General features: G+C 74.0%; 8 protein-coding genes and 1 pseudogene. 6 read left to right on the top strand and 3 right to left on the bottom strand.

From position 1 onward, the window contains the following. Positions 1–30: 30 nt before the first annotated feature. The 3 genes from ACFVST_RS26005 (at position 31) to ACFVST_RS25995 (ending at position 1,611) form a co-directional block, all read left to right on the top strand. A complete protein-coding gene (locus tag ACFVST_RS26005) occupies positions 31–402 on the top strand; it encodes a helix-turn-helix domain-containing protein (protein ID WP_390156011.1) in 372 nt (123 codons plus the stop codon). A 215-nt stretch (positions 403–617) separates the two neighbouring features. Further along, positions 618–1,088 (top strand): Dps family protein, encoded by a 471-nt coding sequence (locus ACFVST_RS26000; RefSeq protein WP_390156010.1) that lies wholly within the window; start codon positions 618–620, stop codon positions 1,086–1,088. 217 nt (positions 1,089–1,305) lie between these two features. Then, complete coding sequence (locus ACFVST_RS25995) at positions 1,306–1,611, top strand: hypothetical protein (protein WP_390156009.1); 306 nt, start codon at positions 1,306–1,308, stop codon at positions 1,609–1,611. A gap of 120 nt (positions 1,612–1,731) precedes the next feature. On the opposite strand, the gene ACFVST_RS25990 is transcribed toward ACFVST_RS25995, so the two are convergent. Continuing rightward, the gene (locus ACFVST_RS25990) at positions 1,732–2,577 is read right to left on the bottom strand and encodes an Fpg/Nei family DNA glycosylase (RefSeq protein ID WP_390156008.1); all 846 of its coding nucleotides are present in this window, start codon (positions 2,575–2,577) and stop codon (positions 1,732–1,734) included. Positions 2,578–2,627: 50 nt separating this feature from the next. Beyond that, positions 2,628–7,469, bottom strand: a complete 4,842-nt coding sequence (locus ACFVST_RS25985) for an ATP-dependent helicase (protein WP_390156019.1) — start codon at positions 7,467–7,469, stop codon at positions 2,628–2,630. Positions 7,470–7,735: 266 nt separating this feature from the next. Between ACFVST_RS25985 and ACFVST_RS25980 the strand changes: the two are divergent. The 3 genes and pseudogenes from ACFVST_RS25980 to ACFVST_RS25970 all read left to right on the top strand — a co-directional run. Next, positions 7,736–8,266: pseudogene (locus tag ACFVST_RS25980) on the top strand (helix-turn-helix domain-containing protein); the annotation flags it as partial. Then, positions 8,263–8,967 carry an AzlC family ABC transporter permease gene (locus tag ACFVST_RS25975; RefSeq protein WP_390156007.1) on the top strand — a complete coding sequence of 235 codons (705 nt, stop codon included), beginning with the start codon at positions 8,263–8,265 and terminating at the stop codon, positions 8,965–8,967. The pseudogene ACFVST_RS25980 and the gene ACFVST_RS25975, both read left to right, overlap by 4 nt. Further along, positions 8,964–9,272, top strand: a complete 309-nt coding sequence (locus tag ACFVST_RS25970; RefSeq protein WP_390156006.1) for an AzlD domain-containing protein — start codon at positions 8,964–8,966, stop codon at positions 9,270–9,272. Before ACFVST_RS25975 ends, ACFVST_RS25970 begins: the two co-directional genes overlap by 4 nt. 22 nt (positions 9,273–9,294) lie before the next feature. Here ACFVST_RS25970 and ACFVST_RS25965 read toward each other — a convergent pair whose 3' ends face one another. Further along, the gene (locus tag ACFVST_RS25965; RefSeq protein ID WP_390156005.1) at positions 9,295–10,365 is read right to left on the bottom strand and encodes a hypothetical protein; all 1,071 of its coding nucleotides are present in this window, start codon (positions 10,363–10,365) and stop codon (positions 9,295–9,297) included. Positions 10,366–11,581: the final 1,216 nt, after the last annotated feature.

The raw sequence follows: 11,581 nt of genomic DNA, 5'->3' as shown, positions 1-11,581 counted from the left end.
CGGCTACACGGTCCGAGGAGGGAGCCACCGATGATTCTGCTCCGTCGCCTGCTGGGTGACGTGCTGCGTCGGCAGCGCCAGCGCCAGGGCCGTACTCTGCGCGAAGTCTCCTCGTCCGCCCGGGTCTCGCTCGGTTATCTCTCCGAGGTGGAGCGGGGGCAGAAGGAGGCTTCCTCCGAGCTGCTCTCCGCGATCTGCGTCGCGCTTGACGTACGGATGTCCGAGCTCATGCGTGAGGTGAGTGACGAGCTCTCCCTAGCCGAGCTCGCCGAGTCGGCAGCCGCCGACCCGGTACCCGCGCCGGTCCGTCCGATGCTCAACCCCGTCTCCGTGACCGGTGTGCCACCGGAACGTGTCACCATCAAGGCCCCCGCCGAGGCGGTGGACGTGGTGGCCGCCTGACGGCACCCCACAGAGCACCTGCGAGCCCCGGTCGGGGCGGGCCCGGGAGATCCTCCCGGGGCCGCCGTTTCGACCGGGGCTTCGCTGTGGGCCGAGAGCCGAGCGGGGTTATATGCCGGTTTGCGGCTCTGGTTCAGGGTTGGCATCGTGGCCGGTGTCGCCGGGCGGGCACCGGCCGGCGGCAGGACTAGGCAGGACGAGACCGGAGGAATCTGATGTACGTCGTGAAGAGTCCGCTGCCCGATGCCGACCAGAAGATCGTCGCGGAGGCACTCCAGGGTGCCCTGGTGGACCTGGTCGACCTGTCGCTGGTGGCGAAGCAGGTGCACTGGAACGTCATCGGTCCCCGCTTCCGCACCGTCCACCTGCAGTTGGACGATGTGGTCGCCACCGCCCGCCAGTACTCCGACACCGTCGCGGAACGCACCTCCGCACTGGGCGTCCCGCCGGACGCGCGTGCGTCCACGGTGGCCGCGCAGAGCGGGATCGACCAGGTCACCGACGGTTGGATCAAGGACGCGGAGGCGGTGGAGGTGCTGGTGCACGCGCTGTCCGCCGTGATCACGCGGATGCGGGAACGCATCCAGGCCACGGACAAGCCGGACCCCGTGACCCAGGACATCTTCATCGGGCTGACCGCGGACCTGGAGAAGCACCACTGGATGTTCCAGGCGGAGCACGGCTGAGCGGATCCGAGCGGCCCGGGGCGCAGGCCGACGCGCCCCGGGCCGAACCGCGCAACGGTGCGCCCTGCCGCCGCCCCGGCCCGGCGCCTACCGTCGGCACAGGTCACCTGGCGGGCGGTGGGAGGTGACGGGCGTGACACGGCGAACGGCGCCCCACCCGCACGGTGCGAGGGGCGGGCGGTGGCGGAGGCGGAGGCAGAGGAGGGGGAGGCGGGGCATGGGGGAGGCGCACGGCGGTGCGGTGCGGATGGTCCGTGTCCTGGTCGGGCTGGCGCTGGGGGCGCTCTGGTGGTGGGCCGTGCTGCGGCTCGCGTTCAGCCCGCGGGCCGGAGTCGTGGAGGGCGCGGTGGCGGCGGGCGGCTGGGGGCTGAGCCTGCTGCCGGTGCACTGCGTACCGAAGTCGCAGGCTGCGGGCGCCGTCGGATCCGACCAGTGGCGCCCCCGGATCCAGGCCTGGCTACGCACCCAGCGGGCACGCCGCCGCCCCCGACCACCCGCCCCCGACCCACATCGGCCGATCTGAGCGCGGGCTGCTTCCACGGCGACCGGTCCGGATGGGCGCCTTGCGCTCGCGGCCGCGCCTCTGGGGGGCGGCCGCTCCGGGATGCCGCCGGGTCTCAACACCATGCTGTGCCCTGGGCGTTCAGTGCCGCGGCGGCCGTCCCACGGGGTGCTCCTCGCCCGGTACAGGAGGCTGCGGCGCGGGGCCGTGCTGGCAGACCGGGCACCAGTAGGTGGACCGCTGGCGGGAGCCGTCGCCCTGCTCCGAGTGCTGGACCGGGGTGCCGCAGCGCAGGCAGGGGCGCGGCGCCCGCCCGTAGACGAAGAGGCGCTGGTCGCCGCGGCCGGTGGTGGAGCGGGTCGGGTTCTCCCGGTTGGCCCGCAGCAGGCGGTGGGCCAGTGCCACCAGGCGCTCCAGGGCCTGCTGCGGGACCTCGCCCACCGGGGTCCACGGGGTGGTGTGCGCCAGGAAGCACAGCTCCGACTTGTAGACATTGCCGATCCCGGCGAGATTGCGCTGGTCCAGCAGCGCCTCGCCCAACTCCCGTCCCGGATCGGACAGTAGCCGCCGCAGCGCCGACTCGGCGTTCCAGTCCGGGCCGAGCAGATCGGGGCCGAGATGGCCCACGACCCGGTCCTCGTTCTCGGTGCGCAGCAGATCGAGTACGGGCAGCCGGTACCCGACGGCGGTGGACTCGTCGGTGCCGAGGATCGCCCGGATCTGGTGCCCCGGGCCGCCCCGCCAAGCCGCGCCCACTGGATACACCTTCCACACACCGTCCATCTGCAGATGGGAGTGCAGAGTGAGGCCGCCCTCGACGCGGGCCAGCAGATGCTTGCCGCGGGGGGTGACGTTCAGCAGGCGGCGCCCGGTGAGGTCCTTGGTGGCCAGCTTGGGCACCCGCAGGTCGCTGCGGACGAGCAGCCGGTCCGCGAGGGCGCGGTCCAGCCGCCGTGCTGTCCACCACACGGTGTCACCTTCGGGCATGTCCCCAGCCTGTCACGGCCCGCGGGGCACGGCACCCACTCCGCCGCCGGTCAGGGCCGGATGCGCAGCCCCCTCGGGGTGGCATGGAAACCGGCGGTCTCCAGCAGCGGGCCCAAGGGCGAGGTGAGAGCGGGGGAGCCGTTGATCCGCTCCACTGTGACCGTGCCCAGGGCACCGGCCGCGGCCGCCGCACCCAGGGACTCCACGGCCAGCGCCAACCGGGCGTCGTCCGCGGCCTCCGCTCCGGCCGTCTCCGCCGCCGTGGCGCCCGGTATGTCCTGCGCCCGGCCGGCGGGCTGCCCCGGCCAGGCGAGTACCGTCTTTCCGCCGCGTTCCATGTACAGCGTCAGCTCACCGTCGACCAGGACCACCAGGGAGCCCGCCTTGCGGCCCGGCTTGTGCCGCTCGCCGGGCGGCGGCTCCGGCCAGGGCAGCGCCGCGCCGTACGCGTTGGCCGGATCGGCCGCCGCCAGCACCACCGCCCGCGGCGCCCCGCCGTCCCGGCCCCGCTGCGGACGGGGCGCCGCCGTCCAGGGATCCGCCCCGGCCCGCGTCAGATCCTCACCGGCGCGCTCCCGGGCGGTGGCCGCGGCACGGAGCCGGTCCACCGCCCCGTCCATGGCGAACTGCGCCGCGCCCAGCCCCTCCACCACATAGCCCCGGCGGGCCTGACCGCTCTCCTCGAACACCGACAGCACCCGGTACGCCGCGGCGAAGCCGCCCTCCACGCCCTCCGCCGCGACCGCGCCCCGGGTCACCACACCGTGCCGGTCCAGCAGGGCGCGGGCCAGGGCGTGGGCCCGCACCGTCGGATCGGGCTCCCGCTCCGGCAGCAGCGACCAGCGTCCGGCGACCGTCGGCGGCCCGCTGCGGGAGACCGGGCGGGCGCCGCCCATACCGCCGTACCGGCCGCGGGGGACCGCACGCCGGGCCCGGTGCGCGGTGGCGCCCGCGGTACGGCCCGAACCGAGCAGGGCCCGCATCGGGGCGAGGGTGTCGTTGGTGAGGCGGCCCGACCAGGCCAGGTCCCAGACGGCGTCGGCCAGCTCCGGATCGCCGGCGTCCGGGTGTGTGGTGGCTCTGATCTGGTCCGCGATCTGCCGGAAGAACAGCCCGTATCCGCCGGACAGGGTGTCCAGCACCGACTGGTGGAGCGCGGTCAGCTCCAGGGGCATCGGCGGCGGGAGGAGCAGGGGCGCGGCGTCGGCGAGGTAGAGGCTCACCCAGCCGTCCTTGCCGGGCAGGGCACCCGCGCCCGCCCACACCACCTCACCCGCGGCCGTCAACTCGTCGAGCAGTGTGGGCACATAGCCCGTGACGCGGGACGGCAGGACCAGCTTCTCCAGCGCCGAGGCGGGCACCGAAGCGCCCTGCAACTGCTCCACTGCGCGCACCAGACCGTCCACCCCGCGCAGTCCGCCCCCGCCGCCCAGATGCTGCCAGCGCGGCAGGAACTGGGCGAGCGCCGCCGGGGGGACCGGCTCCAACTCCTGGCGCAGTGCCGCCAGCGACCGCCGCCGCAGCCGCCGCAGCACCGTCGCATCGCACCACTCCTGGCCGCCGCCCGGATCCGCGGACGCCGCCCGCAGCGCATCCGCCCCGGGATCGGTCCCCGGTGGACGGAACTCGCCCTGCACCAGCTTCCCGGAAGCCGCGAGCCGGAGCAGCGCCCCCTCCGTGACAGCCCGCCCCAGACCGAAGTGCGCCGCAGCCCAGGCCGAGGTGAACGGGCCGTGCGTACGGGCATATCGGGCCAGGAGATCGCCGAGGGGGTCCCTCACCGGCTCGGTGAACGCCTCCGGAACGCCCACCGGCAGAGCGGTGCCCAGGGCGTCCCGCAGCCGGCCCGCGTCCTCCACCGCGGCCCAGTGCTCGGTGCCCGCGATCCGTATCCGGATGGCGCGGCGGGTGGCCGCAAGCTCTCCGGCCCAGGCGGGCTCGGCGCCCCGCTCGGCCAACTCGGCCTCGGTGAGCGGGCCGAGCAGCCGCAGCAGATCCGCCACGCCCTCCGCGTCCTTCACCCGCCGGTCCTCGGTGAGCCATTGCAGCTCGCGCTCCAGCTCCGTCAGGACCTCCGGGTCGAGCAGCTCGCGCAACTCGGCCTGGCCCAGCAGCTCCGACAGCAGCCGCGAGTCCAGCGACAGGGCGGCGGCCCGCCGCTCCGCCAGCGGTGAGTCCCCCTCGTACAGGAACTGCGCCACATAGCCGAAGAGGAGGGAGCGGGCGAAGGGAGAGGGCTCGGGGGTGGTGACCTCCACCAGGCGCACCCGGCGGGACTCGATATCGCCCATCAGCTCGATCAGACCCGGTACGTCGAACACGTCCTGGAGGCACTCGCGTACCGCTTCGAGCACGATCGGGAAGGAGCCGAACTCGCTTGCCACCTCCAGCAGTTGGGCCGCGCGCTGGCGCTGCTGCCAGAGCGGGGTGCGGCGGCCGGGGCTGCGCCGCGGCAGCAGCAGCGCCCGCGCCGCGCACTCCCGGAACCGGGACGCGAACAGGGCGCTGCCGCCCACCTGGTCGGTGACGACGCGATCCACCTCGCCCTGGTCGAGGACGACGTCGGCGGCGCCGACGGGGGCCTGCTCCCCGTCGTACTCGGTGCCCGCACGGGACGGGTCCTGGTCGAGCAGATCCAGGCCCATCAGATCGGCGTCGGGCAGGCGGAGCACGATGCCGTCGTCGGCGTGCATCACCTGGGCGTCCATGCCGTACCGCTCGGTGAGCCGGGCGCCCAGCGCCAGCGCCCACGGGGCGTGCACCTGGGCGCCGAACGGCGAGTGGATCACCACCCGCCAGTCGCCCAGCTCGTCCCGGAAGCGCTCCACCAGCACCGTACGGTCGTCCGGGACATGGCCGCAGGCCTCCCGCTGCTCCGCGAGATAGGCCAGCACATTGCCCGCCGCCCAGGTGTCCAGGCCCGCCGCGTACAGCCGGGCGCGGGCCGCCTCCTCGTCCAGCGCCCCGACCTCGCGCAGGAACGCGCCCACCGCACGGCCCAACTCCAGCGGGCGGCCCAGCTGGTCGCCCTTCCAGAACGGCAGCCGGCCCGGCACTCCCGGGGCCGGAGACACCAGCACCCGGTCCCGGGTGATGTCCTCGATCCGCCAGGAGCTGGTGCCCAGGGTGAACACATCGCCCACCCGCGACTCGTACACCATCTCCTCGTCCAGCTCGCCGACCCGGCCGCCGCCCTTCTTCGGATCTGCGCCGGCGAGGAACACACCGAACAGGCCGCGGTCCGGGATGGTGCCGCCGGAGGTCACCGCCAGCCGCTGCGCCCCCGGCCGGCCGGTGACCGTGCCCGCCACCCGGTCCCACACCACCCGCGGCCGCAGCTCGGCGAAGGCGTCCGAGGGATAGCGGCCCGCCAGCATGTCCAGCACCGCGGCGAACGCCGACTCGGGCAGCGAGGCGAACGGCGCCGCCCGCCGCACCACCGACAGCATCTCGTCCACCCGCCACTCGTCCAGCGCGACCATCGCCACCAACTGCTGGGCCAGCACATCCAGCGGATTCGTCGGCACCCGCAGCGCCTCGATCGCCCCCGACCGCATCCGCTCCGTGACCACCGCGGACTGCACCAGATCGCCCCGGTACTTGGGGAACACCACCCCCCGCGACACGGCCCCCACCTGGTGCCCGGCCCGGCCCACCCGCTGGAGCCCGGACGCCACCGACGGCGGCGACTCCACCTGCACCACCAGATCGACCGCGCCCATGTCGATCCCCAGCTCCAGGCTGGACGTGGCCACCACCGCGGGCAGCCTGCCCGCCTTCAGATCCTCCTCGACCTGGGCGCGCTGCTCCTTGGACACCGAGCCGTGGTGGGCCCGCGCCAGCACCGGCGGCGCCCCCTGCGCCCCACCGGAACCGCCCATCAGCTCGGCCGGCGCATGAGCATCGGGCAGTGCCTCACCGGTGGCCCGCTCGTAGGCGATCTCGTTCAGCCGGTTGCACAGGCGCTCGGCGAGGCGGCGGGAGTTGGCGAAGACGATGGTCGAGCGGTGCGCCTGCACCAGGTCGGTGATGCGCTCCTCGACATGCGGCCAGATCGACGGCCGCTCCCCGGGCTGCCCCGGATCCGCTGCGGGCGAGCCGCCCAACTCGCCCATGTCCTCCACCGGCACCACCACCGACAGGTCGAACTCCTTGCCCGCCGCGGGCTGTACGACCTCCACCTGCCGCCGCGGCGACAGATAGCGGGCGATCTCGTCCACCGGGCGGACCGTGGCCGAGAGGCCGATCCGGCGGGCCGGCCGCGGCAGCAGCTCGTCCAGCCGCTCCAGACTCAGCGCCAGATGGGCGCCGCGCTTGGTGCCCGCCACCGCGTGCACCTCGTCCATGATCACCGTCTGCACCCCGGCCAGCGCCTCCCTGGTGGCGCTGGTCAGCATCAGGAACAGCGACTCGGGTGTGGTGATCAGGATGTCGGGCGGGCGGGTGGCCAGCGCACGGCGCTCCCCGGCCGGGGTGTCACCGGAGCGGATGCCCACCCGGACCTCCGGCTCGTCCAGCCCGAGCCGGACCGCCTCCTGCCGGATACCGGTGAGCGGGCTGCGGAGATTGCGCTCCACGTCCACCGCGAGCGCCTTCAGCGGTGACACGTACAGCACCCGGCAGCGCTGCTTCGGGTCGGCGGGCAGTGGGGTGGAGGCCAGCTCGTCCAGCGCGGCGAGGAAGGCGGCCAGCGTCTTGCCGGAACCGGTGGGCGCCACCACCAGCACGTCCGAACCCGCATCGATGGCGCGCCAGGCACCGGCCTGCGCGGCCGTCGGCGCGGAGAAGGCGCCCGTGAACCAGGCCCTGGTGGCCGCCGAGAAACCGGCCAGCGCGTCCGCTGCCCCCGCCCCGCCCGCCTGCCCCGCCGCCTGATCCGGCTGCTCCGGCATCTTCCTGGTCACCTCCCCGAGCACCTTTCCTCGCCGCCGTTCCGTCGGCCGCTTCCTGCCATGACCCCCATCCTGCACCCCACCACTGACAACGCCCTCCCGCTCGCCCGCACACCCCCTCCCACCAGCACGAACACCCGGACCCCGGATCGGCGGGCGGCGGCGCGGAATGGCCCCGTGCCCCGACCCGCACCCGCCGAACGAGCCCGGCACCGGCGGTACGAGGAACTGCCCGGCGCGGACCTGCTGCGCGCTCGCTACATCCGGTGCGCACCACGGGCGCACGGCTGGCGGCGCGCGCCCGCACCGTGCTGGAGGAGACGATGAGCGAGCCGCCGTCCCTGGAACGGCTCGCCACCGACCTCGGCACCTGCCCCTTCGCACTGCTCCGTGCCTTCCGCGACAGCTACGGGATGCCGCCGCACACCTGCCTCACCGACGCCCGGGTGCGCCGCGCCCGCCGCCTGCTCGACACCGACACGGCCACCCTCGTCGGCTTCACCGACCAGCCCCGCCTCAACCGCCACTTCACCCGCATCGTCGGCGCACCTCCCGGCGCCTACCAGCGCGAACGCCGCACCCCGGGTAGTCGGCGCTTCCGCGGGCCGGCGCAGGTCAGCCGGGGCGGTGGGCGCAAGAACGTACAAGACCGGGGTCCGGTGGTGTCCGTAGGGTGCGGGGTGTGGCAGAGCGAACCGGAATCCGGCGGTCGGACGAGCCGGCGGACAGCAGGGGCCCGGATGAGGCCCGTGGGCAGGAACATGACCAGGAGCCCGGCAGCGGCGGGAACGTTGTGAGCGGGAAGCCCGACCGCGCCGTGGTCCGGGACGCACTCGGCGTGGGGGTCGCCGTCGGACTCTCCGGCTTCGCCTTCGGCGTGACCTCCGCCGGGAGCGGCCTCACCGTCGCCCAGACCTGTGCCCTGAGCCTGCTGGTCTTCACCGGCGCCTCGCAGTTCGCCCTGGTCGGGGCGGTGGCCGCGGGCGGCAACCCGCTCACCGCCGCGGCCGGTGCCTTCTTCCTCGGTGTCCGCAACGCCTTCTACGGGCTGCGGCTGTCCCAACTCCTCGCGCTGCCACGCGCGTTGCGCCCGCTCGCCGCGCACTGGGTGATCGACGAGACCACCGCGGTCACCCTCGCCCAGCCCGGCAGGCGCGCCGCCCGGATCGGCTTCGGCGTCACCGGGCTCACCCTCTATGTGCTGTGGAACCTCACCACTCTGCTCGGCGCCCTGGGCGCGGAGGCGATCGGCGACACCGACGCCTGGGGCCTGGACGCGGCCGGGCCCGCTGTCTTCCTCGCCCTCCTCGCCCCGATGCTGCGGACCGCCACCGAGCGCGCCACCGCCGGTCTCGCCGTCCTGCTCGGCCTCGGACTGCTGCCCGTCCTGCCCGCCGGGGTCCCCGTCCTGGTCGCCGCGCTCGCCGCTCCGGCCGTGCTGTGGGCCCGCGGCCGCGCCCGGGGTGCCCGCCCCGACGACCCGAAGGAGTGCCGGTGACCCTCTGGATCGCCGTCGCCGCCACCGCGGTCGGCTGCTACGCGGTGAAGCTCGCCGGGCTCCTCGTCCCGGCCGGTGTCCTGGAGAAGCCGCTGGTGAAACGGCTCGCCGCACTCGTCCCGGTGGCGCTGCTCGCCGCGCTCACCGCGCAGCAGACCTTCGCCGACGGCCGACTGCCGGTGCTGGACGCGCGGGCCGCCGGCCTCGCCGCCGCAGCCCTCGCCCTCCTGCTCCGCGCCCCGTTCCTGATCGTGGTCGCCGCCGCCGTGGCCGTCACCGCGGCGGTACGAGCCGTCACGGGCTGAACACCTCGATTCCCCTGTCCTCTCAGTCCACCGGCCGCCCGTACGCCGCCAGGGTCCGCAGCGCCTCGACCGTGAGCAGCGGGCGCCGCTCCCAGCGCTCCACCGCCGCCGCCCCGTCACCGGGCTGGGGTCCGGCCGGGCGCCGCCCGCCCGTAGACGGCCGCACCGTCAGCGGCCAGCCGCCGTCCTGCTGCTGACTCCCCGCCAGGAAGTCCAGCGCCCGCCCCATCTCCTCGTCCGTGAACCACGCCCGAGCCACCGAACCGGGCCAGCCCGCGTACTGGTACGGCAGCCGCACCTCGCCCGGCTCCACCCCGCGCGGCACCGGCCACATCTCCAACCGCTCCGGATCCAGCACCGCCAGCCGCTGCTCCCGCACCCGCCGCCCCAGCCGGTCCGCCGCCGCCTGCGCCCGCGCCCGGTCCGGCACCCCGTCCAGGAACGCGACCGCGGCCTCCACCTCGCGCGGCCCCGGCGCATACAGGGCGTCCACCGCTGCCCAGCAGAAGTCCGTGGCCCGGAACAGCCAGGCGTGCCACACCTCGTTGCGGTGCAGCAGCCCCACCACCGGGCCGGTGGTCAGCAGATCGCCGCGCGGCCGCACCATCGGCGGGCGCCCCACCGGCGCGGGCAGCGCCCCGTCCGCGGTGGCCAGCGTCGTCAGGCAGCGGCCCACCCGCTCCACCCGCCGGCCCCCGCATCGGTGGATACCGTCCAGCACCCGCAGTGCGTGGAGCACATGCTGCGGCCGGGTCTCCGCCCCGCGCAGCCCCGGCTCCAGACCGTGCCCGAACCCCTCGTCCTCATTGCGGTACGCCATCAGCGCCGTCTCCACGGCGTCCGCGTCCGCCGCCGTCCCCCCGAGGAAGTGGAACGCGAACCGCCGCTGCTCCAGCACTCGGCCGCTGCCCCGGACGAAGTGCTGGGCCCGGCGCAGCGCGGAGGCCTGCGGGGCCCCGGCCGTGGGTGGATGCAACGAGAGCGCGGCCCGACCGCCACGGGACGGATGGGGCAACCGCGAGGACTGAGCCGCAGCCGCGTCCTGCGGGGAACGCGGCGACGGCGGACGGGGATTCGATCCGGATTCGGCCATGCGCCAGACGTTAGGTCGGAATCCGGCGGCCGTGGGCCGCGGCGGCCCGCTGCCCTCCGAGGGCGGGATACTGAACTCATGCGGTTGACGGTCTTCTGGGGGCGGAAGATCTGCCGACCTGCGGAGATTTTGTGGACTAGTGCTATGACCTGCACTGTTGTGCGGAATCGAAGACCTTCCGCGTCCCGGGCCGTCCCGCGCTGAAACTCCCTGAAAACTCCCTGGATTCGCACTCAAACTCCCTGGAAATCCCCTGTGGGAGGATGCGGCCGGGGAGTTTTCGTGCCGCTGGAGTAGCCCGACGGCGAGCACTCTCGGTGACCGGTCTCGACTGGTGGGCTCGCACCCGATCCGACTCTCGACACGGTCGCGTGTTGAGGTGCTGTCCCCCTCGCAGGGGCGATGAGGTCTCTGCGAGGCTTTACGACGAACGTGGAGTTCGGCCTGTTGCTACCCCTCACGGGGCGATGAGGACTGAGCAGGTGGGGAAGCCACCCCTGGGCAACCGGGCCGTCGCGCTCCCCCCACAAGGGCCATAAGGACCCGCCGCACAGGCCGAGATTAGCCGCGGATGCGAGGCGTTGCGACCCTCCACAGGGGCGATGAGGACACACGGCGCTTGCCACGATGGATCGGACTGTCTCACGTTGTGACCCCTGCAGGGGCGATGAGTAGGGTCCAGGGCCTGCACCCGCGCCCCCGGGTCACCCTGTTGCGCCCCCCTGCAGGGGCGATGACGGACTGCGAGGGCCAGTGGGCACTCCCCGGAGGTCATGTGTTGCTACCCGTCGCAGGGGCGATGAGGACTCGCCGGTAGTCGGCGTACACGCCGAACCCCGAGTGTTGCTACCCCTCGCAGGGGCGATGAGGACTGGAGAAGGTCGAGCCCCGGCCGTCCGGCTGGGGAATGTTGCTACCCCTCGCAGGGGCGATGAGGACACTCCAGGTCCTGCCTGACGGGAAGCAGATCGCCATGTTGCTACCCCTCGCAGGGGCGATGAGGACTGGTTCCGAAGGGAGTGCTGCGTGATGTCCCGCAGCGAGTTGCTACCCCTCGCAGGGGCGATGAGGACGGGCAAGCTGCCTGGCCTGGACGGTGCGATCTTCGCGTTGCTACCCCTCTGTTTTTACCGGGCTGTTTCGGTGCCGGTGATCCGGTGAGTTCGGGTACCGGTGGATCTCCGGTGAGTTTGGGAGCCACTTGGTCTGATGGTGT

Source organism: Streptomyces sp. NPDC058045 (assembly GCF_042885635.1).
Lineage (GTDB): Bacteria > Actinomycetota > Actinomycetes > Streptomycetales > Streptomycetaceae > Streptomyces.
The sequence above is the reverse complement of the archived record's forward strand: the minus strand, read 5'-3'. Positions and strand labels throughout refer to the sequence as shown.

What these genes read in the sequence shown, in the direction of transcription:
- ACFVST_RS26005 (WP_390156011.1), top strand. Translation starts at nt 31, where the DNA reads ATGATTCTGCTCCGTCGCCTGCTGGGTGACGTGCTGCGTCGGCAGCGC.
- ACFVST_RS25990 (WP_390156008.1), bottom strand. Translation starts at nt 2,577, where the DNA reads ATGCCCGAAGGTGACACCGTGTGGTGGACAGCACGGCGGCTGGACCGC.
- ACFVST_RS25995 (WP_390156009.1), top strand. Translation starts at nt 1,306, where the DNA reads ATGGGGGAGGCGCACGGCGGTGCGGTGCGGATGGTCCGTGTCCTGGTC.
- ACFVST_RS25965 (WP_390156005.1), bottom strand. Translation starts at nt 10,365, where the DNA reads ATGGCCGAATCCGGATCGAATCCCCGTCCGCCGTCGCCGCGTTCCCCG.
- ACFVST_RS25985 (WP_390156019.1), bottom strand. Translation starts at nt 7,469, where the DNA reads ATGCCGGAGCAGCCGGATCAGGCGGCGGGGCAGGCGGGCGGGGCGGGG.
- ACFVST_RS26000 (WP_390156010.1), top strand. Translation starts at nt 618, where the DNA reads ATGTACGTCGTGAAGAGTCCGCTGCCCGATGCCGACCAGAAGATCGTC.